The following is a 22,053-nucleotide window of genomic DNA, read 5'->3' on the forward strand; positions in this document are numbered from 1 at the left end:
CCGCTCGAAAGCGGACGGGCTAAGGGAATTCTTGTCTTTGCCTGGGCCGGACGGCGCCATCGCGCCCACTCGTCCGGCCATCGGGCCTATACCGCGTGTGCCGCTACCGGCGGCTGCGGCGCAGTGGCGCCAACACCGGCTTCGAACTCTTCACGGAAATACTTGATCGCGCTGCCCAGTGGCTCCACGGCACCCGGTGCGTGAGCACAGAAGGTCTTGCCGGGGCCGAGGAAGTTGACCAGGCCGAGCAGGGTGTCGATGTCCTCGCGGGTGCCCTGCTTGCGCTCCAGGGCACGGAGGATCTTCACGCTCCACGGCAGGCCGTCACGACATGGCGTGCACCAGCCGCAGGATTCGCGGGCGAAGAACTCTTCCATGTTGCGCAGCAGCGAAACCATGTTCACCGTGTTGTCGATGGCCAGGGCCAGGCCGGTACCCATGCGGGTGCCGACCTTGGCGATGCCGGCGGCGTACATGGAGGCCTCGAGGTGCTCGGGCAGCAGGAAACCGGTGCCGGCGCCGCCAGGCTGCCAGGCCTTGAGGGTGTAGCCGTCGCGCATGCCGCCGGCGTAATCCTCGAACAGCTCGCGGGCGCTGATGCCGAACGGCAGTTCCCAGATACCCGGGTTCTTGACCTTGCCGGAGAAGCCCATCAGCTTGGTGCCGTGGTCTTCGCTGCCTTCGCGGGCCAGGGATTTGTACCAGTCCACGCCGTTGCCGATGATCGACGGCACGTTGCACAGGGTCTCGACGTTGTTGACGCAGGTCGGCTTGCCCCATACGCCCACTGCGGCCGGGAACGGCGGCTTGGCGCGCGGGTTGGCGCGACGGCCTTCCAGGGAGTTGATTAGTGCGGTTTCTTCACCGCAGATGTAACGCCCGGCGCCGGTGTGCACGAACAGCTCGAAATCGAAACCGCTGCCCAGGATATTTTTGCCCAGCAGGCCGGCGGCCTTAGCTTCCTCGATGGCGCGGTTGAGGTTGGCTGCGGCGTCGACGTACTCGCCACGCAGGAAGATGTAGCCACGGTAGGCCTTCAGGGCCCGGGCGCTGATCAGCATGCCTTCCACCAGCAGGTGCGGCAGCTGTTCCATCAGCATGCGGTCCTTCCAGGTGTTGGGCTCCATCTCGTCCGCGTTGCACAGCAGGTAACGGATGTTCAGCGATTCGTCGTTGGGCATCAGGCCCCACTTCACGCCGGTGGGAAAGCCCGCACCACCGCGGCCCTTGAGGCCGGAATCCTTGACCGTCTGCACGATGTCGGCTTGGGCCATCTCGGCCAGGGCCTTGCGGGCGGCGGCATAACCGTTCTTCTGCTGGTACTCGTCGAGCCACACGGGCTGGGCGTCGTCGCGCAGGCGCCAGGTCAGCGGGTGGGTCTCTTCGCTGCGGGCGATGCGGTTGGCCGGGCCGAAGGAGGTCAGCAGGTTGGAGCTGCGGCTGATCATTGGAAGTTCTCCAGCAGTTGCGCCACGCCTTCGGGTTGCACGTCGCCAAAGGTTTCGTCGTCGATCATCATCGCCGGCGCCTTGTCGCAGTTGCCCAGGCAGCACACCGGCAGCAGGGTGAAGCGGCCGTCGGCGGTGGTCTGGCCGGGCACGATGCCCAGTTCGGACTTGATGCTGCCCAGCACGTTCTCGTGGCCACCGATGAAGCAGGTCATGCTGTCGCATACACGGATGATGTGACGGCCGACAGGCTGGCGGAAAATCTGGCTGTAGAAGGTGGCGACACCTTCGACGTCGCTGGCCGGGATGCCGAGAATCGCGCCGATGGCATCGGCGGCGCCGTCCGGCACCCAGCCGCGTTCCTTCTGCACGATCTTCAGGGCTTCGATGGACGCCGCACGCGGGTCCTCGTAGTGGTGCATCTCGTGCTCGATGGCCGAGCGCTCGGTTTCACTGAGGGCGAAACGGTCGGTCTGAATCATGTTCATGGTGTTCTCCTCAGCGATCCACGTCGGCCATGACGAAGTCGATACTGCCCAGGTACGCAATCAGGTCGGCGACCATGCTGCCGCGGATCACCGAGGGGATCTGCTGCAGGTGGGCGAAGCTCGGCGTGCGGATGCGCGTGCGGTAGCTCATGGTGCTGCCGTCGCTGGTCAGGTAGTAGCTGTTGATACCCTTGGTCGCTTCGATCATCTGGAAGCTTTCGTTGGCCGGCATGACCGGGCCCCAGGAAACCTGCAGGAAGTGGGTGATCAGGGTTTCGATGTGCTGCAGCGTGCGCTCTTTCGGCGGCGGCGTGGTCAGCGGGTGATCCGCCTTGTACGGGCCTTCCGGCATGTTGCGCAGGCACTGGTCGATGATCCGGATGCTCTGGCGCATCTCCTCGACACGCACCATGCAGCGGTCATAGGCATCGCCGTTGGCGGCCAGCGGCACTTCGAACTCGAAGTTCTCGTAGCCGGAATAGGGGCGCGCCTTGCGCAGGTCGAAATCGCAGCCAGTGGCGCGCAGGCCGGCACCGGTGGTGCCCCATTCCAGCGCTTCCTTGGTGTTGTACTGGGCCACACCGATGGTACGGGCCTTGAGGATGCTGTTCCTCAGTGCAGCCTTTTCGTATTCGTCGAGGCGCTTGGGCAGCCAGTCGACGAATTCCTTGACCAGTTTGTCCCAGCCACGCGGCAGGTCGTGGGCGACGCCACCGATGCGGTACCAGGCCGGGTGCAGGCGGAAACCGGTAATGGCTTCGATCACCTTATAGGCACGCTGACGGTCCGTGAAGGTGAAGAACACCGGGGTCATGGCGCCGACGTCCTGGATATAGGTACCTAGGAACAGCAGGTGGCTGGTGATGCGGAAGAACTCGGCCATCATGATGCGGATGGTGTCGACCTTCTGCGGCACCTTGATGCCGGCGAGCTTCTCGACCGAGAGCACGTAGGGCAGGTTGTTCATCACCCCGCCCAGGTAGTCGATACGGTCGGTGTAGGGAATGAAGCTGTGCCAGCTCTGGCGCTCGGCCATCTTCTCGGCACCGCGGTGGTGGTAACCGATTTCCGGCACGCAATCGAGGATCTCTTCACCGTCGAGCTGCAGGATGATGCGGAACGCCCCGTGGGCGGACGGGTGGTTGGGGCCGAGGTTGAGGAACATGTAGTCCTCGTTCTCGCTGTGGCGTTTCATGCCCCAGTCTTCGGGGTTGAAGCGCGCGGCCTCTTCCTCGAGCTGCTGCTTGGCCAGGGTCAGGCTGAACGGATCGAATTCGGTAGCCCGCGCCGGGTAGTCTTTGCGCAGCGGGTGACCTTCCCAGGTCGGCGGCATCATGATGCGCGTCAGATGCGGGTGCCCGGTGAAGTGGATGCCGTACAGGTCCCACACTTCGCGCTCGTACCAGTTGGCGTTCGGCCAGATGCCGGTCACGGACGGCAGGTTGAGGTCGCCCTCGCGCAGCGCCACCTTGATCATCACGTCGCTGTTACGTTCCAGCGACATGAGGTGATAGAAGACGGTGAAATCGGCGTCCGGCAGGCCGCGACGCTGGGTGCGCAGGCGCTCGTCGACGCCGTGCAGGTCATACAGCATGACGTAGGGGCGGGTGGTCTCGCGCAGGAAGCGCAGCACTTCGACGAGCTTGTCGCGGCCGACCCAGATTACCGGCATACCGGTGCGGGTGGCCTGCAGCGTGAAGCTGTCGGCGTCAAAACGGGATTGAAGCTCAACGACGACGTCTTGGTCGTCCGCCTTGTACGGCGCAATGGACACGGTGGTGTCTGCAGTCATGGTCTCGATCGCTATCGGTCAACGGTGAGAGTGAGTCCGGCTTTTATAAGGAAGCAGGACTCAGACTTCGTCAGGGGAACGCAGGTTGGTAACCGCAATACGCTGCTCGCGGCGCTGTTCTTTCTGCGATGGCATCTCGGCGCGGTAAACGCCTTGATCGCCAACGACCCAGGACAGCGGGCGGCGCTCCTGACCGATGGATTCCTGCAGCAGCATCAAGCCTTGCAGGAACGCCTCGGGGCGCGGTGGGCAACCGGGAATGTAGACGTCGACGGGCAGGAACTTGTCGACGCCCTGAACGACCGAATAGATGTCGTACATGCCGCCGGAGTTGGCGCACGAGCCCATGGAAATGACCCACTTGGGTTCGAGCATCTGCTCATAGAGGCGCTGGATGACCGGCGCCATCTTGATGAAGCAGGTGCCGGCGATGACCATGAAGTCGGCCTGGCGTGGGGATGCGCGGATTACCTCGGCACCGAATCGCGCGACGTCGTGCGGCGCGGTGAATGCTGTGGTCATTTCCACGTAGCAGCAGGAAAGCCCGAAGTTGTACGGCCACAGGGAGTTCTTGCGACCCCAGTTCACCGCACCGCTGAGAACATCCGAGAGTTTCCCCATGTAGATGTTCTTGTGCACTTCGTCTTCTAGCTGTTGGTCGGTAACGACCTCCCGCTTGCCGATCGGGTATTGCTCGTTGGGAGCATCCGGATCGATCCGAGTGAGCTTGTATTGCATCGCCAAAGCCTCATTGTTTGAGCTTCGCCTGCCGAGCCTTACGACTCTCCGGTGCCCAATCCAGCGCACCGATACGCCAAAGGTAGACAAGACCTGCCAACAGAATGTTTATGAAAACGGCTGCTTCGATAAAGCCGGCCCAGCCGCTTTCGCGAACGGAGACGGCCCAAGCGAAGAGAAAGAGGGCTTCGACGTCGAAAATCACGAAAAGCATCGCGACCAGATAGAATTTTGCCGACAGGCGCAGGCGCGCGCTACCGGTGGGAAGCATGCCCGATTCGAAGGGCTCGTTCTTGCTGCGACCCCAGGCTTTGCTGCCCAGCAGGCTGGAGACGCCCATCATGAAGGCACAGAGGCCAACGACACCCAGCAGAAAAACGGCCAACGCCCAGTTATGGGACAGGGAACTGCTTGCTTCCAGCATGCCGGGGCTCCTCAGGCAAGGAACGGCTTAACGCACGATTTGAATGTATGCCAAGGCGCTACAGGGCCTTGAATCAATTCACATAATGTTATGCCTGTATCTGGTGTAAGTAAATTTTTCAGCGCAAAAAATAATAAAAAGTCGCATGGTCGCAACTGATCGAGTTTTAAAACTCCAGGCAAATCAGGGCCGCAGGGCAAGTAGGTAAACGACACATCAGAATATAAGAGGTGCAGTAATGAAAAATACATTTATGAGAATATTTATCATTTAAGAAGCTGTCTCTTTTGGTTCGCCGCATTTCCATTTTTCTCTATTTAAAGAAATAAACCTCGGGCCAGGTAGAACCCGTAAAAAAGCCCCGGCATTGCTGCCGGGGCCCAGACATTGGAAATGCTTTTTTATCAATGGAACTGGTTCATGGTGTTGTCCTTGCCGCCAGCCTTCAGGGCCGCTTCACCGGCGAAGTACTCCTTGTGGTTGTCGCCGATGTCCGAGCCCGCCATGTTCTGGTGCTTGACGCAGGCGATGCCCTGACGGATCTCCTGGCGCTGCACGCCCTTGACGTAGGCCAGCATGCCCTGGTCGGCAAAGTAGCCCTTGGCCAGGTTGTCGGTGGACAGCGCAGCGGTGTGGTAGGTCGGCAGGGTGATCAGGTGGTGGAAGATGCCGGCATTGGCCGAACCGTCGCGCTGGAAGGTGCGGATCTTCTCGTCGGCAATCTGGGCCAGCTCGGTTTCATCGTACTCGGCGCTCATCAGCTTGGCGCGATCGTAGGCCGATACGTCCTTGCCGTCGGCAACGAAGGCATCGAACACCTGCTGGCGGAAGCTCAGGGTCCAGTTGAACGACGGGCTGTTGTTGTAGACCAGCTTGGCGTTGGGGATCACTTCGCGAACGCGATCGACCATGGCCTTGATCTGGCCGACATGGGGCTTCTCGGTTTCGATCCAGATCATGTCCGCGCCGTTCTGCAGCGAGGTGATGCTGTCCAGTACGCAGCGATCCTCGCCGGTACCCTTGCGGAACTGGAACAGGTTGGACGGCAGGCGTTTGGGGCGCAGCAGCTTGCCTTCACGGTTGATCACCACATCGCCGTTCTTCAGTTCGGCCGGGCTGATTTCGTCGCAATCCAGGAACGAGTTGTACTGGTCGCCCAGGTCGCCCGGCTCACTGGTCACGGCGATCTGCTTGGTGAGGCCGGCACCCAGGGAATCGGTACGGGCGACGATCACGCCGTCGTCCACGCCCAGCTCGAGGAAGGCGTAGCGCACCGCGTTGATCTTGGCGAGGAAGTCGGAATGGGGCACGGTGACCTTGCCGTCCTGGTGGCCGCACTGTTTCTCGTCGGAGACCTGGTTCTCGATCTGGATGCAGCAGGCGCCGGCTTCGATCATCTTCTTGGCGAGCAGGTAGGTGGCCTCGGGGTTGCCGAAACCGGCATCGATGTCGGCGATGATCGGCACCACGTGGGTTTCGAAATTGTCGATCTGCGCCTGGATCTCGCTCTGCTTGGCACGATCGCCCGACTCGCGAGCCGCATCGAGAGCACTGAACAGCAGGTCCAGCTCACGGGCGTCGGCCTGGCGCAGGAAGGTGTACAGCTCTTCGATGAGTGCGGCGACCGCGGTCTTTTCGTGCATGGACTGATCCGGCAGCGGGCCGAAATCGGAACGCAGCGCGGCGATCATCCAGCCGGACAGGTACAGGTAACGCTTGTTGGTGGTCTTGAGGTGCTTCTTGATGGAAATCAGTTTCTGCTGGCCGATGAAGCCATGCCAGCAGCCCAGCGACTGGGTGTAGACGGACGAGTCGGCATCGTACTCGGCCATGTCCTTGCGCATGATGGCCGCGGTGTACTTGGCTACATCCAGGCCAGTCTTGAAGCGGTTCTGGGCGCGCATACGAGCGACGGATTCCGGGTTGATAGCGCTCCAGCTGCTGCCAGCGGCTTCTTTCAGGGCGGCAACGGCTTTGATGTCGTTTTCGTAAGCTGACATGGTCAATCCTTCAAGTGTGTGTTTGGTCGAGCACCGGGCATCGCGCATGGAAGCGCAGGCTCGGCGCGAGCTCACCGCAGACGTTGAGAGGAAACCGGAAAGAGGAGGGCCGTGGCCGGGTGGACGAAGCGCATCGTGTGCCCGCCGCCGGGTAGGCGAGCGGTGGTGCGTGCAGGCCCGTGGACGCCCTTGGCACTGTGCCGTTCGATGCGTGAAACGCTTCCCCGTCCCTCAGGACAACCTCGTTCCAGTCGCCATCTCGTCGAGCTGCCTTGTGGGCGTAACAACACGAATCGATCCCTGCGGTAAGCGGAGATTGACCCGGAGGTCCCGTTTCCAGAACCCCTGATTAGCGGGAGCGAGGCCATCATGCGACCGACGGAAATGTTCGTCAATCGTTTTTGTAGTGTTTTTTTAGGAGTACTACATAGGTCTTGGATCGACCGTATGGTCACGTTTTACGGGACTTTCAGTCGATCACCTCGACCTTAACGCGCATGCTCATGTCGTCGCGGCCTTCGGTCGAGTAGCGGCGCAGAACGCCACTGCGGTCGGCCTGGCTCTGCTCGCTGCTGCCGCCGATGGTGATCCACTCGCCGAGCCGACCGCTGACCCGAGTGTCGGCTTGCTGGATGTCGATCACGCCGGGTTGCTGCTGGCTGACCCGGTCACGGTTGCTGCTGATATCCAGGTGCACGATCTCGCCCGCCAGGCTGGCGGTGACGTAGAAGCCCTGGGTGACGTTGCGGTACTCGGTGTTGTTGTACACCTGGCCGTAGGGGCCGCGGCTGCTGGTGGTCACCGGCACGCTCTGGCCAACCTGGATCAGCGCCGGGTAACCCTCGCTGGTCTGCACCTGCTGGGTGCCGCCACCGCGGCTATCAGTGCTGCGGCGGATGATGCGCGCCTGGTCACGGCCGTTCACTTCGCCGCGGCCGATTTCCACGCGGCCATTGCCGGCGCTGATGCTGCCGTCGACCCCGTAACCCCGGTCGTCGCGGTAGGTCGATTCGCTGGTGTCGACGCTGATCAGCAAGCGCCGCGGCTGGGTGTCGAGCTGGCCGAGCAGGGCGCGCACCTCCTCGATCTTCGCCGGCGACGCATTGACGATCAGCTGGTTGCCGTAGGCGCTCACCCGCCCGTCGTTGCCCAGTGCAGATTGCACCACGGGTAGTAGGTCGCCTGCCGTGCGGTAGTTGAGTGGAATGACTTCGGTGGCGGCCAGCGCCGAGAGGCTGAGCGCGAGCAGGGCGGCGCCGAGAAAATGTCGCTTCATGGCAAGAAATCTCTTCATAGCAGAAAACTTCGCAAGTCAGGATCGGTGATGCTGGTATCCCAGGTCTGGTCGAATAGCCGCTGCAACTGACGCACACGGGCGGCGTCTTGGTAATTCGCATAGCCGCCGAACTGATCCGGCTCCGGGCGCATCATCAGGCCCTGGTCGTCAGCCAGCAGAAAGGCGCCCTCAGGAACAGGGTAATCAGGATGACAGAGGCGAATGTGCAGGTGGCTGGGCAATTTTCGCGACAGGGCGATGAGTCGGTGCCCATCACGAACCGCGCGGCTGCTGTCGCACACCAGGATGCGCAGGCTGCTGTGGCGATGGCGCAACAGAAAATCGCTGCAGGCCGCGTGAATGCTGCTGTGGTGGTAGAGCCAGGGTTCGAGATCGGGGCTATAGAGGCACAGCGTGCGCCTGGCCTGCTGCATCATCGCCAGGGCGTGGCTGCGAGCCTGGTCGGGCAGGCTGAAACGCTGCATGGCCGACTCGCTGCCGAGCACGAAGGGTGCCGGCTCCCAGGCGGCCGGCTGCGGCAGGGGGCTGTCCGGGTTGTGCAGGGTGAAACGCCCGGGCGACTCGAACTCGATGGGCTCGAGATCGGCGGGCGTGTGTTCGTCGTTCATGCTGACCTCTGTGGCACCGGTGTGCCACGGCTGAGATTAGCTGCTGCGCACCATGTCGACGTGAGGGATACCGGCTTCCAGGTACTCCTCACTCACTACAGTGAAGCCCAGCTTTTCATAGAACGGCGTCGCCTGCACCTGGGCACTGAGCATTTGCTGGCTCAGGCCACGTTTTTCCGCTTCGGCGATCACCGCCTGCAGCAGGGCTTCGCCTACCTTCAGGCCGCGCCAGTCCTTGAGTACTGCTACCCGGCCAATCTGGCCGTCGGCGAGCAGGCGCGCCGTACCGATCGGGTAGTCACCTTCGCAGGCGAGAAAATGCACGGCATCACTGTCTTCGGCGTCCCATTCCAGTTCAGGCGGCACGGCCTGTTCAGCGACGAAGACGGTTTCGCGGATGCGATGCAGCTCTTCGTAATCCTTGTGCCAGTCGGCGATGCGTACGTGCAGGTCATTCATCGGCAGCAAACTCCAGGCTTCCTTGCTTGGCCAGTTCGAGCACCAGCTCGCGGGCCTCGTCGTTGCCCAGCCATGGGCCGAGGTTTTCCAGATGCAGGGCGTCGGCCGAGCAGATCATCTTCAGCAATTCGCGCAGGCTGGCGGAGACCAGGCGGCTCTGCCCGCTGGCGAACAGCACCAGGCCATCGCCGACTTCCGACCAGGCCAGACGCGCGCTCGGGTTGCGAACCAGAATGGCCCCGTCCTCGAGCTGATCGAGGAAGCTGTCCTCATCGATCTCGATGCCTTCGACCAGCTCCGGGTACTTGGGCTCGGTCATGAACTGGCCGAACCAGGTCATCAGCAGGCGCTCGTCGCTCATGTGTTCGGCGAGCAGCGCCTTGAGGCGTTCGAGGGCGTCACGCTGGATCTCGTGCGGGTCGCTGGTCGGCGCGGTGCCGGCGTCGCTGTAGCGCGTTTCGTCCGGCAGGAACTGGCCAAGGAAGTCAGTGAAATGGGTCAGAACTTCGGCCGCGCTGGGTGCGCGGAAACCCACGGAATAAGTCATGCAATCGTCCTCGGCGGTGCCACAGTGGGCCAGGAGCGGCGGCAGATAGAGCATATCGCCGGGCTCGAGCACCCATTCTTCAGTTTGATCGAATTGAGCCAGGATCTTCATGTCCAGATCCGGCAACAGCGGGCTCTGGGCGTCGCACATCTGGCCGATCTGCCAGCGGCGGCGGCCATGGGCCTGCAGCAGGAATACGTCGTAGTTGTCGAAGTGCGGGCCAACGCCGCCACCTGGCGTGGCGAAGCTGATCATCACGTCGTCGATCCGCCACTTGGGCAGGAACTTGAACTGTTCCAGCAGCTCGGCAACATCGGGCACGAACTGGTCGACGGCCTGCACCAGCAGGGTCCAGTCACGCTCCGGCAGATCGGCGAAGGCGTCCTCGGCGAACGGGCCGCGGCGAACTTCCCACGGCGTTTCGCCGTGTTCGAGCACCAGACGCGACTCGACCTCTTCCTCGAGGGCCAGCCCAGCCAGCTCATCGGGAGAAATCGGGCTCTCGAAGTCGGCAATGGCCTGGCGCACCAGCAAGGGTTTCTTCTGCCAGTAATCGCGCAGGAATTCGCGTGCGCTCAGGCCACCCAATAGCTGAAGAGGAGCATCAGGATTCATTTGTAAGTCCTTGATATTTATCGGTGCGTATAAAAAGAAACGCCCGGCGTCTGCCGGGCGTTCTCGGACGTGCCCGTCGCTTAGATGCGCTTGGCCTGAGCGATTGCGTTGCCGATGTAATTGGCCGGGGTGAGCTGCTTGAGCTCTTCCTTGGCAGGAGCGGGCATGTCCAGCGCATCGATGAAGGCCAGCAGCGCCTCGGGTGTGATGCCCTTGCCGCGCGTCAGCTCCTTGAGCTTCTCGTAGGGGTTCTCGATGGCGTAGCGACGCATGACGGTCTGGACCGGCTCGGCGAGCACTTCCCAGCAGGCATTCAGGTCTTCAGCAATACGTTGAGTATTGAGCTCCAACTTGCTGATTCCCTTGAGACTTGCTTCGTAGGCGATCACGCTGTGAGCGAATCCCACACCGAGGTTGCGCAGTACGGTGGAGTCTGTCAGGTCACGCTGCCAGCGCGAGATCGGCAGCTTGCTGGCCAGGTGCTGGAACAGCGCATTGGCTATACCGAGGTTGCCTTCGGAGTTCTCGAAGTCGATCGGGTTGACCTTGTGCGGCATGGTCGACGAGCCGATCTCGCCAGCGACGGTCTTCTGCTTGAAATAGCCGAGGGAAATGTAGCCCCAGATATCGCGATCGAAGTCGATGAGAATGGTGTTGAAACGCGCGATGGCATCGAACAGTTCGGCAATGTAGTCGTGGGGCTCGATCTGCGTGGTGTAGGGGTTCCACTGCAGGCCCAGGTCACCTTCGATGAATTGGCGGGCGTTGGCTTCCCAGTCGACCTGTGGGTAGGCCGACAGGTGAGCGTTGTAGTTGCCCACGGCGCCGTTGATCTTGCCCAGCAGCGGCACGGCAGCGATCTGGTTGATCTGCCGCTCGAGGCGGTAGACGACGTTGGCCAGCTCCTTGCCCAGGGTAGTTGGCGATGCCGGTTGGCCGTGGGTGCGCGACAGCATCGGCACGTCGGCGAACTTGACAGCCAGCTCGCGGATGGCGGCAGCGATCTGGCGCATCAGCGGCAGCAGCACGGTGTCACGGCCTTCGCGCAGCATCAGGGCGTGGGACAGGTTGTTGATGTCCTCGCTGGTGCAGGCGAAGTGGATGAACTCGCTGACCTTGTCCAGCTCCGGCAGCTTGGCAGCCTGTTCCTTGAGCAGGTATTCCACGGCCTTGACGTCGTGGTTGGTGGTGCGCTCGATTTCCTTGACGCGTTCGGCGTGCTCGACGGCGAAGTTTTCCGCCAGCTCGTTGAGCAGGGCGTTGGCTTCGGCGGAGAAAGGCGCCACTTCGCTGATGCCCTCATGGGCGGCGAGGCGCTGCAACCAGCGGACTTCCACTTGGACGCGGAAACGGATCAGGCCGTATTCGCTGAAAATGGGGCGCAGGGCGCTGGTTTTGCCGGCATAGCGGCCGTCTACGGGCGAAACCGCGGTGAGCGAGGAAAGCTGCATGGGAGGCGTTCTCGGACAGTCGGGCGTTGAAAAGGGCGCATATCATACACGAATCCGGGCGCCTATCAGCGCTGCCGCCCGGCGAATCGACGGATGAAATGCATGGGGGCGCGGCGGATCAGCCGCGCAGCATCGGGTAGAGTTCTCGCAGCAATTTGCGGCGGCTGAACACCAGCTGCCAGCGATGCCCACCCAATTGGCGCCACAGGCGCGCCGAGCGAATTCCGGCGAGCAGCAGGCCGCGAATCTTCGAGGCATTGGCCGGTTGCTGCAGGAAGCGGCTGTCGCCCTGCACCTGAATGCGCTGCTTGAAGGTGCTGATGGTGTCCTGGTACAGCGCGCCACAGGAGGAAATGACGTTCTCGTGGCCAATGCCGAAATGGTCGGCCTGGCTCTGGATCTGGTCCAGACGATTGCCCATCAGTTGCAGCAGGTCGCCGCGTTTGTCGAGCTGCCGCTCCAGGCCCAGCAAGGCGAGGGCGTAGCGCAGCGGCTCGCGCTGCAGGCTGGTGGGGTCGCGCTCCAGGGCGCTGACCAGGGCGCGGTAACCGTCGCGCAAATTCAGGTCATCACCGCCGTACACGTCCAGCGTGCCGTTGGCATCGCGCACCAGCAGGCTGTTGATCAGGCAGGTCACTTCGCTTTCGGCGGCCTGGCCGGTCTTGGCGATCTTGTCGACCATCACCGCGGCCTGAAAAACCGCGCCCAGGGCGATCAGCTGTTCTTGAATGGGATTCATCGCGGTGCGCCCTCGCTCCAGGGTTCGGCGCTCTCGATCACGCCGCCGCCGAGGCAGACGTCGCCGTCATAGAACACCACGGACTGGCCCGGCGTGACCGCACGCTGGGGTTGCTCGAACGTGGCGCGGTAGCCATCGGCGGTGCGTTCCAGGGTGCAGGCCTGGTCAGCCTGGCGGTAACGCACCTTGGCGGTCAGCTTGCGCGGCACGTCGAGGTTTACCGGGTTGACCCAGTAGATCTGCGAGGCATGCAGGGCGCGGGAAAACAGCCAGGGATGTTCGTTGCCCTGGCCGACGATCAGCACGTTGCGGGTCAGGTCCTTGTGCAGCACGTACCAGGGCTCGTCGCCGGCATCCCTGAGGCCGCCGATGCCCAGCCCCTGGCGCTGGCCGATGGTATGGTACATCAGGCCGTGATGTTTGCCGATCACGTCACCCTCGGTGGTTTCGATGTTGCCCGGCTGCGCCGGCAGGTACTGCTTGAGGAAGTCGCTGAAACGGCGCTCACCGATGAAGCAGATACCGGTGGAATCCTTCTTCTTGGCGGTGGCCAGCTCGTACTTCTCGGCAATCGCCCGCACTTCGGGCTTCTCCAGCTCGCCGACCGGGAACAGGGTCTTGGCGATCTGCTCGCCGCCAACGGCGTGCAGGAAGTAACTCTGGTCCTTGTTGGCGTCCAGGCCCTTGAGCAGCTCGCTGCGCCCATCGACATCACGGCGGCGCACGTAATGGCCGGTGGCGATCAGGTCAGCACCGAGCATCAGGGCGTAGTCGAGGAACGCCTTGAACTTGATTTCACGGTTGCAGAGGATGTCCGGGTTGGGCGTGCGCCCGGCCTTGTATTCGGCCAGGAAGTGCTCGAACACGTTGTCCCAGTACTCGGCGGCGAAGTTGGCGGTGTGCAGCTTGATGCCGATGCGGTCGCACACGGCCTGGGCGTCCGCCAGGTCGTCCATGGCGGTGCAGTATTCGGTGCCGTCGTCTTCGTCCCAGTTCTTCATGAACAGGCCTTCGACCTGATAGCCGGCTTCGAGCAGGAGCAGGGCCGAGACGGAGGAGTCGACACCGCCGGACATGCCGACGATGACGCGCTGGGTAGCTGGATCTTGCATGGTCGGGATCAATACGGGCTTCGAAGGGACGAGATTCTAACAGGATGCGCGGTGCGTTTCAGTCTGCCGCGCAAGTCCGGTTTTCACATGGGGTCATGGATGAGGGCGAGGGGGAAGCGGGCGCCCGCCAGGTAGTCATCCAGGCAGCGCAACACCAGCTCGCTGCGCAGGCGGTCGCGCTCGGCCAGCAGTTCGTCATACGTGAGCCAGCGGATGCCACTGATGTCGCTGTCCAGCGCACGCTCGGCATGGTGCCGAACTAGGTTGGCGACGAAGCAGATGCGTTGATAGGTCACGCCGTTGCTCGGTGCGGTGTACAGGTAGATGCCGGTGACGCCGGTCAGCTCGACGTCGCAGCCGGTCTCCTCGAGCGTTTCACGCATGGCTGCTTGCTGCAGGCTCTCCTTCGGCTCCAGGTGGCCGGCCGGCTGATTGAGCACCAGGCGCCCACCCTTGAGCTCCTCGACGAACAGAAAGCGCCCCTCGTATTCGACGATGGTGGCGACGGTGACGTGTGCGTGCCAGGTCATGCGGACTCCTTTTCGAATTGTGAAAACGACAACCCCGGCGCAAGGCCGGGGTTGTCGGTGTCGCTATATCAGCGCGTTGCTCAGGCCAGGGAGGCCAGTGCAGCGTTGAGGGTCGCGCTCGGACGCATGACTTTTTCGGTCAGCGCCTTGTCCGGTGCGTAGTAGCCACCGATTTCTGCCGACTTGCCCTGTACCGCGCCCAGCTCGGCGACGATCTTGGCTTCGTTGTCGGTCAGGGTCTTGGCCAGCGGTGCGAACTGCGCCTGCAGGGCGGCGTCTTCGCTCTGGGCTGCCAGGGCTTGGGCCCAGTACAGCGCCAGGTAGAAGTGGCTGCCACGGTTGTCGATGCCGCCAACCTTGCGTGCCGGCGACTTGTCGTTGTCGAGGAACTGGCCGGTGGCCTGGTCCAGAGTCTTGCTCAGCACCAGTGCTTTCGGGTTGTCGTAGGTGTTGCCCAGGTGCTCCAGGGAAGCAGCCAGAGCGAGGAACTCACCCAGGGAATCCCAGCGCAGGAAGTTCTCTTCGACGAGCTGTTGCACGTGCTTGGGCGCCGAACCGCCAGCGCCGGTTTCGAACAGACCGCCGCCGTTCATCAGCGGCACGATCGACAGCATCTTGGCGCTGGTGCCCAGCTCCATGATCGGGAACAGGTCGGTCAGGTAGTCGCGCAGCACGTTGCCGGTCACCGAGATGGTGTCCTTGCCTTCGCGGATACGGGCCAGGGAGAACTTGATGGCTTCGACCGGTGCGAGAATGCGGATGTCCAGGTCGCTGGTGTCGTGATCCTTCAGGTACTTCTCGACCTTCTTGATCATTTCGGCGTCGTGGGCACGCGCCGGGTCCAGCCAGAACACCGCCGGGGTGTTGCTCAGGCGGGCGCGGTTGACGGCCAGCTTGACCCAGTCCTGGATCGGCGCGTCCTTGGTCTGGCACATGCGGAAGATGTCGCCTTCCTCGACCTTCTGCTCCATCAGCACCTTGCCGTTGGCATCGCTGACGCGAACCACGCCGGCGGCCTGGATCTGGAAGGTCTTGTCGTGGGAGCCGTACTCTTCGGCTTTCTGCGCCATCAGGCCAACGTTCGGCACGCTGCCCATGGTGGTCGGGTTGAAGGCGCCATTGGCCTTGCAGTCTTCGATCACGGCCTGGTAGATACCGGCGTAGCAGCGATCCGGGATCACGGCCTTGGCATCCTGCAGCTCACCCGCGGTGTTCCACATACGGCCCGAGTCGCGAATCATCGCCGGCATCGAGGCGTCGACGATCACGTCGCTCGGCACGTGCAGGTTGGTGATGCCCTTGTCGGAGTTGACCATCGCCAGTGCCGGACGATCGGCGTAGACGGCGTTGATGTCGGCTTCGATCTCGGCCTGCTTGTCGGCCGGCAGCTTCTTGATGCTGGCGTACAGATCGCCAATGCCGTTATTCAGGTTGAAGCCGGCTTCCTGCAGGGCAGCAGCGTGCTTCTCCAGGGCCGACTTGTAGAACTCGGCGACGATCTGGCCGAAGATGATCGGGTCGGAGACCTTCATCATGGTGGCTTTCAGGTGCACCGAGAACAGCACGCCTTGCTTCTTGGCGTCTTCGATCTGAGCGGCGATGAAGCTGCGCAGGGCCTTCTTGCTCAGCACCGAGCAATCCAGGACTTCGTCAGCCAGCACGCTGGTTTTTTCTTTCAGCACGGTGGTGCTGCCATCAGCGCCGACCAGTTCGATCTTCACGCTGCCTTTGGCGTCGATCAGGGCCGCTTTCTCGCTGCCGTAAAAGTCGCCGCTTTCCATGTGCGCGACATGGGATTTGGAGTCGGCAGTCCAGGCGCCCATCTTGTGCGGGTGCTTGCGGGCATAATTCTTAACCGACAGCGGTGCGCGGCGGTCGGAGTTGCCTTCACGCAGGACCGGGTTCACGGCGCTGCCCTTGACCTTGTCGTAGCGGCTACGGATGTCGCGCGCCTGCTCGCTGTCGTCGGCGTCCGGGTAGTCGGGCAGGGCGTAACCCTGGCTCTGCAGTTCCTTGATGGCGGCCTTGAGCTGCGGCACCGAGGCGCTGATGTTCGGCAGCTTGATGATGTTGGCTTCTGGCGTGGTGGCCAGGGCGCCCAGCTCGGCGAGGTGATCACCCTGTTTCTGAGCATCGGTCAGAAACTCGGGGAACAGCGCCAGGATACGGCCGGCCAGCGAAATGTCGCGGGTCTCGACGGCGATATCGGAGGAGGCGGTGAAGGCTTTGACGATGGGGAGCAGGGAGTAGGTCGCGAGCGCTGGGGCTTCGTCGGTGAGGGTGTAAATGATCTTCGAGCGTGTGGTCATATTTGATTTAACTCTCTCTTTACTGAACTTGCACGGCACTGATCCGGGTGAGGTGGCTTCTGACCACAGCGCGGCATCAATGAGGTGAATTCGAAGTTCCATCCCGATGATGTTGGGTGTCGCAGCTGCCTGATGGCGGTATCTGGATCGCCTGACAGGGCACGCGCGACTGGTGCTGGAAGCCGTACTCCAGGCAAAGGCGCCCTTATGACTACTCAGTCAGCGCCCGAGTATATCAAACCGTCGCATCAAGTTGCTCATGGCCGTGGTGAAGAGGTTGGTCTTGGCGCTCGGCAACGAACTTGAAGGCTGTACTATTTTTGCCGCGCCTATAAAAAACCGGCCACATGGGCCGGTTGTGTCAAGCAGCGAGAATCAGGCGCCGACCGCTGTGGCGCGTGCTGGGCTGGCTGCCGGGGTTGGTTTGTCCTGGCTGGCCTGGGCGGCACTGATGTTAACGGCATGTAGACCTTTGGGGCCCTGGATGATATCGAAGCTGACGGCCTGACCGGCCTTCAGGGTTTTGTATCCATCCATCTGGATGGCCGAGTAATGGGCGAACAGGTCCTCATCTCGGCCGTCGGCCAGGATGAATCCGTAGCCCTTGGCGTTGTTGAACCACTTGACCTTACCACTTAGCATGCCGATATCCCTCTGCAAGGAACCCCACTGCTGGGGTATCATCCACATTAGATCCAGCGCCCGCGGGCATCGCCCGGCGAACGCAAGCCCTTTCGCCCCGTAGGGGTATCCTTTGGTTGTAACACCCTTTGACGGATAGTCAAGGCATCGCACGAAACGACGATAAACGGGTCTTATTTTTGCGGCCCGCTCCATCCACCCCCACGAACCTTTTATCCAGCATGCATGCAAGTAGCCAGATTCGACTAACATTCAATCAGGATCGACCCGCACCGCATGAGGACGACTCTTCAGGCCTGGCCGTCGAGGAATCCAAGCCGGCATTGCAGGCGCCTCCACTCTATAAGGTGGTCTTGTTCAATGATGACTACACCCCCATGGATTTCGTGGTCGAAATACTCGAGACCTTCTTCAACCTCAATCGCGAGGTGGCAACCAGGATCATGTTGACCGTGCATACCGAAGGTCGCGCCGTCTGTGGGCTCTATACCCGAGATATCGCTGAAACCAAGGCCACGCAGGTCAATCAATATGCGCGGGAAAGCCAGCATCCATTACTCTGTGAAATCGAGAAGGACGGTTAACGCCGGCCACTTGGGCATGAGGTGAAGCTATGTTAAATCGAGAGCTCGAAGTCACCCTCAACCTGGCCTTCAAGGAGGCACGCGCAAAGCGTCATGAATTCATGACCGTGGAGCACCTCCTGCTGGCTCTTCTGGACAACGAAGCTGCAGCCAGCGTGCTGCGCGCCTGCGGTGCCAGCCTGGACAAGCTGCGCAGTGACCTGCAGGAATTCATCGACTCCACCACGCCGCTGATCCCTCAGCACGACGAAGAGCGCGAAACCCAGCCGACCCTGGGCTTCCAGCGCGTGCTGCAGCGCGCGGTATTCCACGTGCAGAGCTCCGGCAAGCGCGAAGTCACCGGCGCCAACGTGCTGGTCGCGATCTTCAGCGAGCAGGAGAGCCAGGCCGTGTTCCTGCTCAAGCAGCAGAGCGTGGCCCGTATCGACGTGGTCAATTTCATCGCCCACGGCATCTCCAAGGTGCCTGGCCAGGGCGCGTCGCCCGAAGCCGACCCGGAAATGCAGGATGAAGAGGGCGGCGAGTCGTCTTCCTCGGGCAATCCGTTGGACGCCTACGCCAGCAACCTCAACGAGCTGGCTCGCCAGGGCCGCATCGACCCGCTGGTCGGTCGCGAGCATGAAGTCGAGCGCGTTGCGCAGATTCTCGCCCGCCGCCGCAAGAACAACCCGCTGCTGGTCGGCGAGGCCGGTGTCGGCAAGACCGCCATCGCCGAAGGCTTGGCCAAGCGCATCGTCGACAACCAGGTGCCGGACCTGCTGGCTGACAGCGTGGTCTACTCCCTGGATCTCGGCGCGCTCCTGGCCGGCACCAAGTACCGCGGTGATTTCGAGAAGCGCCTCAAGGCGCTGCTAACCGAGCTGCGCAAGCGCCCGCAGGCCATCCTGTTCATCGACGAGATTCACACCATCATCGGTGCCGGTGCGGCGTCGGGCGGCGTGATGGATGCCTCGAACCTGCTCAAGCCGGCGTTGTCGTCCGGCGAGATTCGCTGCATCGGCTCGACGACCTTCCAGGAATTTCGTGGCATCTTCGAGAAGGATCGCGCCCTGGCGCGGCGCTTCCAGAAGGTCGACGTGGTCGAGCCGTCGGTGGAGGACACCATCGGCATCCTCAAGGGCCTCAAGGGGCGCTTCGAGCAGCATCACGACATCGAGTACAGCGACGAAGCACTGCGCGCAGCTGCGGAGCTGGCCTCTCGCTACATCAATGATCGCCACATGCCCGACAAGGCCATCGACGTGATCGACGAAGCAGGGGCCTTTCAGCGCCTGCAGCCGCAGGAGAAGCGCGTCAAGCGCATCGACGTGCCGCAGGTCGAGGACATCGTGGCCAAGATCGCGCGCATTCCGCCAAAGCACGTCTCGAGCTCCGACAAGGAGCTGCTGCGCAACCTGGAGCGCGATCTCAAGCTGACCGTGTTCGGCCAGGACGCCGCCATCGATTCGCTGGCCACCGCCATCAAGCTGTCGCGGGCTGGTCTCAAGGCGCCGGACAAGCCAGTCGGCTCGTTCCTGTTCGCCGGGCCCACCGGCGTCGGCAAGACCGAGGCGGCTCGCCAGCTGTCCAAGGCCCTGGGCGTGGAGCTGGTGCGCTTCGATATGTCCGAGTACATGGAGCGGCACACCGTGTCGCGCCTGATCGGCGCGCCACCCGGCTACGTCGGTTTCGACCAGGGCGGCCTGCTGACCGAAGCGATCACCAAACAGCCCCATTGCGTACTGCTGCTCGATGAAATCGAGAAGGCGCACCCGGAAGTCTTCAACCTGCTGCTGCAGGTCATGGACCACGGCACGCTGACCGACAACAACGGGCGCAAGGCGGACTTCCGCAACGTAATCCTGATCATGACCACCAACGCCGGCGCGGAAACCGCATCCCGTGCGTCGATCGGTTTCAGCTATCAGGATCACTCGTCCGACGCCATGGAAGTGATCAAGAAGAGCTTCACGCCGGAGTTCCGCAACCGCCTGGACACCATCATCCAGTTCGGCCGTCTCAGCCACGACACGATCAAGAGTATCGTCGACAAGTTCCTCATCGAGCTGCAGGCGCAGCTCGAGGACAAGCGCGTCATGCTCGAGGTCAGCGATGCGGCGCGTGACTGGCTGGCCGAGCAGGGTTACGACGTGCAGATGGGTGCACGCCCGATGGCTCGCCTGATTCAGGATCGCATCAAGCGTCCGCTGGCCGAGGAGATCCTCTTCGGGGAGCTTTCCGAGCATGGCGGCACGGTGCACGTGAATCTCGAAAACGGCGAACTGACGTTCGATTTCGAGACCACTGCGGAAATGGCATGAGGGTTGGCGGGGCGTTCATCGCGCCCCGTTTTACAAAGCAAGCGATCAATAAAAAGCCCGGCATCTCTGCCGGGCTTTTTATTGATCGCTGGAGCAGAGCAGTGAATCGTGCTCTTGCCCTGTTAGCGAGCGCGATAGGTGATGCGACCTTTGCTCAGGTCGTACGGGGTCAGCTCTACGCGAACCTTGTCACCAGTCAGAATGCGGATGTAATTCTTGCGCATCTTTCCGGAGATGTGCGCGGTAACGACGTGCCCGTTTTCCAACTCCACGCGAAACATGGTGTTGGGCAGGGTGTCGACGACAGTGCCTTCCATTTCGAAGCTGTCTTCTTTCGACATGCAGTAAAGCCCTCGGTATCCAGAGAATGGCCCGGCGCAACTGGCCCCAGGCAAAAGCGGCAAGCATTGTGCCTGAAAACAAGGGTTGACGCCAAGGGGCTGCCTCTGTTTCAGCAGCGAAAGGCCAGGAAAATCGTCGATTTCAGGTCAGGGCGACCCAGCGCTGATTGACGAAGAGCTCGATGGGGCGGTACTGGGTCTTGTAGTTCATCTTCCTGCAGTTCTTGATCCAGTAGCCAAGATATACGGCCTGCAGATCCAGGCGCAGCGCTTCGCCGATTTGCCAGAGAATGGCGTAGCGACCCAGGCTGCGGCGTTCTTCGTCCGGTTCGTAGAAGGTGTAGACCGCCGACAGGCCATTGGGCAATACGTCGGTCACGGCGATGGCGAGCAGCCGGCCCTGTTCGCGAAACTCGAAGAAACAGGAGAAAGCCAGGTCGCGCACCAGGAACGTGGAGAACTGCTCGCGGCTGGGTGGATACATGTCGCCGTCGGCATGGCGCTGCTCGATGTAGCGCGCATAGAGCTGATAATATTCTTCGCTGAAACAAGGCCTTACCGCGCGAACCTCAAGCGACTCATTACGCTTGAGAATACGCCGCTGCTGCCGATTGGGGGCAAAGCGGGCAGCCGGAATCCGCGCCGGCACGCAGGCCGTGCAGCGCTGACAATGCGGGCGATAGAGATGATCGCCGCTACGCCGGAAACCCAGCTCGGAGAGCTCGGCATACATGTCCGCGTCCATCGGCTGGCTGGGGTCGAGAAACAGCGTGGTGGCCTGTTCCTCGAGCAGGTAGCTGCAGGGATGGGGTTGCGTGGCGTAGAACTTCAGGCGAGCCAGCTCAGTCATGATCGACTCCCGGGAATGGCCTGGAATCAGTGTATGCCAGTGCCGGGCTGCGAGCCAGAACGGCGCTCGTCACCGGTCGCCAGCGCCGTGCCAGTCGGCCAGGCTGGGCTGATCCAGAAAACGCTCCAGATAACCGGCGAACGCCTGGCGACTGATCGCGCGGGCGCCGAGGCTGTGCAGGTGCTGGGTCGGCATCTGGCAGTCGATCAGTTCGAACTGCCAGGCCTGTAGTCGCTCGACCAGGCTGGTGAAGCCTACCTTGGATGCATTATCGGCCCGGCTGAACATCGACTCGCCGAAGAACAGCCTGCCCATGGCCAGCCCGTAAAGCCCGCCGACCAATTGCTGGTCCTGCCAGACCTCGACGCTGTGCGCCACGCCGCGCTCATGCAGGTCGATATAGGCCTGCTGCATGGGCGTGGTGATCCAGGTGCCGTCCGCGTAGTCGCGAGGCGCCGCACAGGCGCGTATGACATCGGCGAACGCCTGGTCGAAGGTCACCTGAAAATGGCCCTGGCGGATGACCTTGCGCAGGCTGCGCGACACATGCAACTCGCTGGGAAACAGCACGGTACGCGGGTCGGGCGACCACCACAGCAGCGGCTGGCCATCCTGGTACCAGGGAAAGCAGCCGTGCCGATAGGCGGCGATCAGCCGCTCGGCGCGCAGGTCGCCGCCAGCGGCCAGCAGGCCGTTGGGTTCGCGCAGCGCCTTGTCGAGCGGCGGAAAGGTCAGGGAGTCGCGTTGCAACCAGGTAAGCATTGGCGAGACCGCAGCGG

At 62.2% G+C, this 22,053-nt stretch carries 21 protein-coding genes; 2 read left to right on the forward strand and 19 right to left on the reverse strand.

Annotated features, from left to right (window positions below; all coding sequences use genetic code 11):
- Positions 1-86 precede the first annotated feature (86 nt).
- The 16 genes from nuoF to cspD all read right to left on the reverse strand — a co-directional run bounded on the left by nuoF (position 87) and on the right by cspD (position 17,199).
- A complete protein-coding gene (nuoF, locus tag PVA39_RS07375) occupies positions 87-1,448 on the reverse strand; it encodes an NADH-quinone oxidoreductase subunit NuoF (protein ID WP_013791407.1) in 1,362 nt (453 codons plus the stop codon).
- A complete protein-coding gene (gene nuoE / locus PVA39_RS07380) occupies positions 1,445-1,936 on the reverse strand; it encodes an NADH-quinone oxidoreductase subunit NuoE (protein WP_274123532.1) in 492 nt (163 codons plus the stop codon). The genes nuoF and nuoE overlap by 4 nt, the downstream gene beginning before the upstream one ends.
- A gap of 10 nt (positions 1,937-1,946) precedes the next feature.
- The gene (nuoC, locus tag PVA39_RS07385) at positions 1,947-3,728 is read right to left on the reverse strand and encodes an NADH-quinone oxidoreductase subunit C/D (protein ID WP_274123533.1); all 1,782 of its coding nucleotides are present in this window, start codon (positions 3,726-3,728) and stop codon (positions 1,947-1,949) included.
- 60 nt (positions 3,729-3,788) lie between these two features.
- Positions 3,789-4,466: a NuoB/complex I 20 kDa subunit family protein gene (locus PVA39_RS07390; protein WP_013791410.1), complete on the reverse strand. Its 678-nt coding sequence runs from the start codon at positions 4,464-4,466 to the stop codon at positions 3,789-3,791.
- A gap of 10 nt (positions 4,467-4,476) precedes the next feature.
- Positions 4,477-4,890: an NADH-quinone oxidoreductase subunit A gene (locus tag PVA39_RS07395; protein WP_013791411.1), complete on the reverse strand. Its 414-nt coding sequence runs from the start codon at positions 4,888-4,890 to the stop codon at positions 4,477-4,479.
- A 404-nt stretch (positions 4,891-5,294) separates the two neighbouring features.
- On the reverse strand, positions 5,295-6,890 hold the full coding sequence (locus PVA39_RS07400) for an isocitrate lyase (protein WP_274123534.1): 1,596 nt from the start codon (positions 6,888-6,890) through the stop codon (positions 5,295-5,297).
- 469 nt (positions 6,891-7,359) lie between these two features.
- Positions 7,360-8,166: a secretin N-terminal domain-containing protein gene (locus PVA39_RS07405; protein ID WP_274123535.1), complete on the reverse strand. Its 807-nt coding sequence runs from the start codon at positions 8,164-8,166 to the stop codon at positions 7,360-7,362.
- Between the two features lie 14 nt (positions 8,167-8,180).
- Positions 8,181-8,795 carry a DUF7931 domain-containing protein gene (locus PVA39_RS07410; protein ID WP_274123536.1) on the reverse strand — a complete coding sequence of 205 codons (615 nt, stop codon included), beginning with the start codon at positions 8,793-8,795 and terminating at the stop codon, positions 8,181-8,183.
- Positions 8,796-8,831: 36 nt separating this feature from the next.
- On the reverse strand, positions 8,832-9,254 hold the full coding sequence (locus PVA39_RS07415) for a GNAT family N-acetyltransferase (protein WP_013791415.1): 423 nt from the start codon (positions 9,252-9,254) through the stop codon (positions 8,832-8,834).
- A complete protein-coding gene (locus PVA39_RS07420) occupies positions 9,247-10,416 on the reverse strand; it encodes a ribosomal protein uL16 3-hydroxylase (protein WP_274123537.1) in 1,170 nt (389 codons plus the stop codon). Before PVA39_RS07420 ends, PVA39_RS07415 begins: the two co-directional genes overlap by 8 nt.
- 80 nt (positions 10,417-10,496) lie before the next feature.
- Positions 10,497-11,867 (reverse strand): adenylosuccinate lyase, encoded by a 1,371-nt coding sequence (gene purB, locus PVA39_RS07425; protein ID WP_274123538.1) that lies wholly within the window; start codon positions 11,865-11,867, stop codon positions 10,497-10,499.
- A gap of 118 nt (positions 11,868-11,985) precedes the next feature.
- Complete coding sequence (gene hflD / locus PVA39_RS07430) at positions 11,986-12,606, reverse strand: high frequency lysogenization protein HflD (protein ID WP_075930300.1); 621 nt, start codon at positions 12,604-12,606, stop codon at positions 11,986-11,988.
- Positions 12,603-13,718: a tRNA 2-thiouridine(34) synthase MnmA gene (mnmA, locus tag PVA39_RS07435; protein ID WP_274123539.1), complete on the reverse strand. Its 1,116-nt coding sequence runs from the start codon at positions 13,716-13,718 to the stop codon at positions 12,603-12,605. The genes hflD and mnmA overlap by 4 nt, the downstream gene beginning before the upstream one ends.
- An 83-nt stretch (positions 13,719-13,801) precedes the next feature.
- Entirely contained in the window at positions 13,802-14,248 is a 447-nt protein-coding gene (locus PVA39_RS07440; protein WP_274123540.1) for an NUDIX hydrolase, read from the reverse strand.
- 80 nt (positions 14,249-14,328) lie between these two features.
- Positions 14,329-16,557 carry an NADP-dependent isocitrate dehydrogenase gene (locus PVA39_RS07445; protein ID WP_274123541.1) on the reverse strand — a complete coding sequence of 743 codons (2,229 nt, stop codon included), beginning with the start codon at positions 16,555-16,557 and terminating at the stop codon, positions 14,329-14,331.
- A gap of 375 nt (positions 16,558-16,932) precedes the next feature.
- Positions 16,933-17,199 carry a cold shock domain-containing protein CspD gene (cspD, locus tag PVA39_RS07450; RefSeq protein ID WP_147175787.1) on the reverse strand — a complete coding sequence of 89 codons (267 nt, stop codon included), beginning with the start codon at positions 17,197-17,199 and terminating at the stop codon, positions 16,933-16,935.
- Between the two features lie 221 nt (positions 17,200-17,420).
- Between cspD and clpS the strand changes: the two genes are divergently transcribed.
- A complete protein-coding gene (clpS, locus tag PVA39_RS07455; RefSeq protein ID WP_075930296.1) occupies positions 17,421-17,783 on the forward strand; it encodes an ATP-dependent Clp protease adapter ClpS in 363 nt (120 codons plus the stop codon).
- 29 nt (positions 17,784-17,812) lie between these two features.
- Positions 17,813-20,083 (forward strand): ATP-dependent Clp protease ATP-binding subunit ClpA, encoded by a 2,271-nt coding sequence (gene clpA, locus PVA39_RS07460; RefSeq protein WP_093504753.1) that lies wholly within the window; start codon positions 17,813-17,815, stop codon positions 20,081-20,083.
- Positions 20,084-20,205: 122 nt separating this feature from the next.
- Here clpA and infA read toward each other — a convergent pair whose 3' ends face one another.
- The 3 genes from infA to aat all read right to left on the reverse strand — a co-directional run bounded on the left by infA (position 20,206) and on the right by aat (position 22,036).
- Positions 20,206-20,424: a translation initiation factor IF-1 gene (infA, locus tag PVA39_RS07465; protein WP_002553999.1), complete on the reverse strand. Its 219-nt coding sequence runs from the start codon at positions 20,422-20,424 to the stop codon at positions 20,206-20,208.
- Between the two features lie 142 nt (positions 20,425-20,566).
- Complete coding sequence (locus tag PVA39_RS07470) at positions 20,567-21,274, reverse strand: arginyltransferase (protein ID WP_274123542.1); 708 nt, start codon at positions 21,272-21,274, stop codon at positions 20,567-20,569.
- A gap of 69 nt (positions 21,275-21,343) precedes the next feature.
- The gene (aat, locus tag PVA39_RS07475; RefSeq protein WP_274123543.1) at positions 21,344-22,036 is read right to left on the reverse strand and encodes a leucyl/phenylalanyl-tRNA--protein transferase; all 693 of its coding nucleotides are present in this window, start codon (positions 22,034-22,036) and stop codon (positions 21,344-21,346) included.
- Between the last annotated feature and the right edge of the window lie 17 nt (positions 22,037-22,053).

It is taken from the genome of Pseudomonas sp. CNPSo 3701, assembly GCF_028674975.1.
Taxonomy (GTDB): Bacteria; Pseudomonadota; Gammaproteobacteria; order Pseudomonadales; family Pseudomonadaceae; genus Aquipseudomonas; species Aquipseudomonas straminea.

Bases quoted from the DNA above. Each gene is read 5' to 3' on its own strand.
- mnmA (WP_274123539.1), bottom strand. From the start codon at position 13,718: ATGCAAGATCCAGCTACCCAGCGCGTCATCGTCGGCATGTCCGGCGGT.
- PVA39_RS07415 (WP_013791415.1), bottom strand. From the start codon at position 9,254: ATGAATGACCTGCACGTACGCATCGCCGACTGGCACAAGGATTACGAA.
- PVA39_RS07410 (WP_274123536.1), bottom strand. From the start codon at position 8,795: ATGAACGACGAACACACGCCCGCCGATCTCGAGCCCATCGAGTTCGAG.
- cspD (WP_147175787.1), bottom strand. From the start codon at position 17,199: ATGCTAAGTGGTAAGGTCAAGTGGTTCAACAACGCCAAGGGCTACGGA.
- PVA39_RS07470 (WP_274123542.1), bottom strand. From the start codon at position 21,274: ATGACTGAGCTGGCTCGCCTGAAGTTCTACGCCACGCAACCCCATCCC.
- clpS (WP_075930296.1), top strand. From the start codon at position 17,421: ATGCATGCAAGTAGCCAGATTCGACTAACATTCAATCAGGATCGACCC.
- clpA (WP_093504753.1), top strand. From the start codon at position 17,813: ATGTTAAATCGAGAGCTCGAAGTCACCCTCAACCTGGCCTTCAAGGAG.
- purB (WP_274123538.1), bottom strand. From the start codon at position 11,867: ATGCAGCTTTCCTCGCTCACCGCGGTTTCGCCCGTAGACGGCCGCTAT.
- PVA39_RS07405 (WP_274123535.1), bottom strand. From the start codon at position 8,166: ATGAAGCGACATTTTCTCGGCGCCGCCCTGCTCGCGCTCAGCCTCTCG.
- nuoF (WP_013791407.1), bottom strand. From the start codon at position 1,448: ATGATCAGCCGCAGCTCCAACCTGCTGACCTCCTTCGGCCCGGCCAAC.
- PVA39_RS07420 (WP_274123537.1), bottom strand. From the start codon at position 10,416: ATGAATCCTGATGCTCCTCTTCAGCTATTGGGTGGCCTGAGCGCACGC.
- hflD (WP_075930300.1), bottom strand. From the start codon at position 12,606: ATGAATCCCATTCAAGAACAGCTGATCGCCCTGGGCGCGGTTTTTCAG.
- aat (WP_274123543.1), bottom strand. From the start codon at position 22,036: ATGCTTACCTGGTTGCAACGCGACTCCCTGACCTTTCCGCCGCTCGAC.
- PVA39_RS07440 (WP_274123540.1), bottom strand. From the start codon at position 14,248: ATGACCTGGCACGCACACGTCACCGTCGCCACCATCGTCGAATACGAG.
- infA (WP_002553999.1), bottom strand. From the start codon at position 20,424: ATGTCGAAAGAAGACAGCTTCGAAATGGAAGGCACTGTCGTCGACACC.
- PVA39_RS07395 (WP_013791411.1), bottom strand. From the start codon at position 4,890: ATGCTGGAAGCAAGCAGTTCCCTGTCCCATAACTGGGCGTTGGCCGTT.
- nuoE (WP_274123532.1), bottom strand. From the start codon at position 1,936: ATGAACATGATTCAGACCGACCGTTTCGCCCTCAGTGAAACCGAGCGC.
- PVA39_RS07400 (WP_274123534.1), bottom strand. From the start codon at position 6,890: ATGTCAGCTTACGAAAACGACATCAAAGCCGTTGCCGCCCTGAAAGAA.
- nuoC (WP_274123533.1), bottom strand. From the start codon at position 3,728: ATGACTGCAGACACCACCGTGTCCATTGCGCCGTACAAGGCGGACGAC.
- PVA39_RS07390 (WP_013791410.1), bottom strand. From the start codon at position 4,466: ATGCAATACAAGCTCACTCGGATCGATCCGGATGCTCCCAACGAGCAA.
- PVA39_RS07445 (WP_274123541.1), bottom strand. From the start codon at position 16,557: ATGACCACACGCTCGAAGATCATTTACACCCTCACCGACGAAGCCCCA.